Raw genomic sequence first — 1,947 nt, 5'->3', positions numbered from 1 at the left:
GCACGGTCATGCCGTCTTCCAGGCCTGCCAGTGCTTCTTCATAGGACGCCACGCGTTTATCGAAACCTGCCATATGCACCTCTTTTATTGTTTGTGGGCCAGCCAATGAACTGAGTGTTGCGCCGACGGATTGATTTGTTAAGTTGTTTTTTAAGGTTGATTGATTTAGAAAACAGCATAGTCCAATCGCCGCCCGGAGCAGCCTCATGACCGTCAAACAGATGCGCGCCTTTCTCGCCGTGGCCCAAAGCCTGAGTTTTGCCGCCGCCTGCGAGCGCCTGCACCTTTCCCAATCGGCGCTGAGCCTGACCATCAAGGGCTTGGAGGAGGGCCTGGGTGGGCGCCTGTTCAGCCGCAATACCCGCAACGTCGCACTGACACCCGAAGGTGAATCGCTGCTGCCGTTGGCGCGCCGGTTGATTGCCGACTGGGACAATGCCGAAGACGAACTGCGTCAGCGTTTCACCCTGCAGCGTGGCCGCGTCACCGTGGCGGCGATGCCTTCGTTTGCGGGCAACCTGCTGCCACCGATTCTTAAGATATTCCGCGCACGTTACCCGCAGGTGAATGTGACGGTGCATGACCTGATCAATGAACAGGTGCTGGAAATGGTCCGCGATCGCCAAGTGGAGCTGGGCGTGGCGTTCGAGCCATCCGAAGGTTCGTCCCTGGCATTCACGCCTTTATACCTGGACCGGTTTATTGCGGTGGTGCCCGGTGATTCGCCCTTGGCGCAATGTACCGAAGTCGACTGGAAAACCCTGTTGGAACACCCGTTCATCACCCTGCAACGGCCCTCGACGGTGCGCGTGATGCTGGAGGAGCACCTTGGGGCCTTGCAGATGAAATTGCCGGTGGCGTTGGAAAGCCATCAATTGGCCACGGTCGGCAAGATGGTTGCCAGTGGCCTGGGTGTCAGCGCCGTGCCTGCATTGTGCGCACGTCAGATGGAGGAGGCGGGCGCCCATTGCATCACCTTGAGCGATCCGGTGATCGAGCGGCCGATTGGCGTGCTCACCAAACCCGGTCATGAACTGTCGGCGGCGGCGCAGGTGTTGTTTGATATTTTTCGCGACGAAGCCGCGAAGGGACGTTTCCCGACGTTTTGAGCGTGCCACAAAACAAATGTGGGAGCTGGCTTGCCTGCGATAGCCAGTTAACATTCAACAAAAGTGTTGGCAGTTAAACCGTTATCGCCGGCAAGCCAGCTCCCACAGTGGGCAAGTTTTACTTAGTAGTAGCGGTCGATCACTTTAACTTGCGAGTTATCCTTGAAAGATGCCCAGGCATTGTTAAGTGTGTCGAATACTTGCTCAATGAAGTTTCGATCGGCCGCCGCTTTCTTGCCGACATAACCCTGGCCGCGGCGGTACATCTTCAGGCGCGCCGCGAGTTCACGGTGAGTGCGGTCAAACTCGGCTTCTTCGGTGTGGGGCGCCAGGCAGTCAATTTTGACTTCGCCCGACTTGCCAACCCACAGGATATGGTCGTCGAGTTTGTCTTTTTGCGCTGCGAACATCTCAGCCAATTCATCGATAGTTGGTTGGTTGTTCAGATTCATGTGTAAGCCCCTTGACCAGTTGGCGATCTATCAGTTGGTTCGTTAAAACTGCTTAGTTGTCTCCGGTTGCTAAAACCGGGCGTCAGTAACGGTCTGCCGAATACGGGCAGGGTCTTGAACCTGATGCATGTAGTCTTGCTGATGAGCGGCTACGTGATGGTTTCATCACGAAGACAAGCAGCGTTTGAGCTCCTTGTACCGATCCTTGCGGGCCGGTCAGCTTCATCAATCTGCCTTGTGGGCAGTGCACATCCGGAAAAAACAGCTCGGCGGTCAGACGAGCTTGTTCAAAACGCGTGTTACCAACGCTCCCGATCCGGGAGACGTCTCGATAATGCAAGGACAAAAAGGTTACGTCAACGATTATGTAGTGATTATTTTTAGTC

General features: G+C 55.5%; 3 protein-coding genes and 1 pseudogene. 1 reads left to right on the top strand and 3 read right to left on the bottom strand.

Annotation, left to right across the window (positions count from 1 at the left end; genetic code table 11):
* Positions 1-217, bottom strand: a pseudogene (locus FEM54_RS34865) (hypothetical protein); the annotation flags it as partial.
* Here FEM54_RS34865 and FEM54_RS31520 point away from each other — a divergent pair.
* Positions 207-1,109 carry a LysR family transcriptional regulator gene (locus FEM54_RS31520; protein ID WP_017135013.1) on the top strand — a complete coding sequence of 301 codons (903 nt, stop codon included), beginning with the start codon at positions 207-209 and terminating at the stop codon, positions 1,107-1,109. The pseudogene FEM54_RS34865 and the gene FEM54_RS31520 sit on opposite strands and share 11 nt — an antisense overlap.
* A gap of 122 nt (positions 1,110-1,231) precedes the next feature.
* On the opposite strand, the gene FEM54_RS31515 is transcribed toward FEM54_RS31520, so the two are convergent.
* The gene (locus FEM54_RS31515; RefSeq protein WP_017135014.1) at positions 1,232-1,561 is read right to left on the bottom strand and encodes a hypothetical protein; all 330 of its coding nucleotides are present in this window, start codon (positions 1,559-1,561) and stop codon (positions 1,232-1,234) included.
* An 82-nt stretch (positions 1,562-1,643) separates the two neighbouring features.
* The coding region (locus FEM54_RS34480; RefSeq protein WP_205894444.1) for a hypothetical protein at positions 1,644-1,947 on the bottom strand (304 nt) is incomplete at its 5' end.

The organism is Pseudomonas edaphica (genome assembly GCF_005863185.1).
Classification (GTDB): Bacteria; Pseudomonadota; Gammaproteobacteria; order Pseudomonadales; family Pseudomonadaceae; genus Aquipseudomonas; species Aquipseudomonas edaphica.
The sequence above is the reverse complement of the archived record's forward strand: the minus strand, read 5'-3'. Positions and strand labels throughout refer to the sequence as shown.

Excerpts from the sequence above, each read along its gene's own strand:
- FEM54_RS31520 (WP_017135013.1), top strand. The coding sequence starts at position 207 with ATGACCGTCAAACAGATGCGCGCCTTTCTCGCCGTGGCCCAAAGCCTG.
- FEM54_RS31515 (WP_017135014.1), bottom strand. The coding sequence starts at position 1,561 with ATGAATCTGAACAACCAACCAACTATCGATGAATTGGCTGAGATGTTC.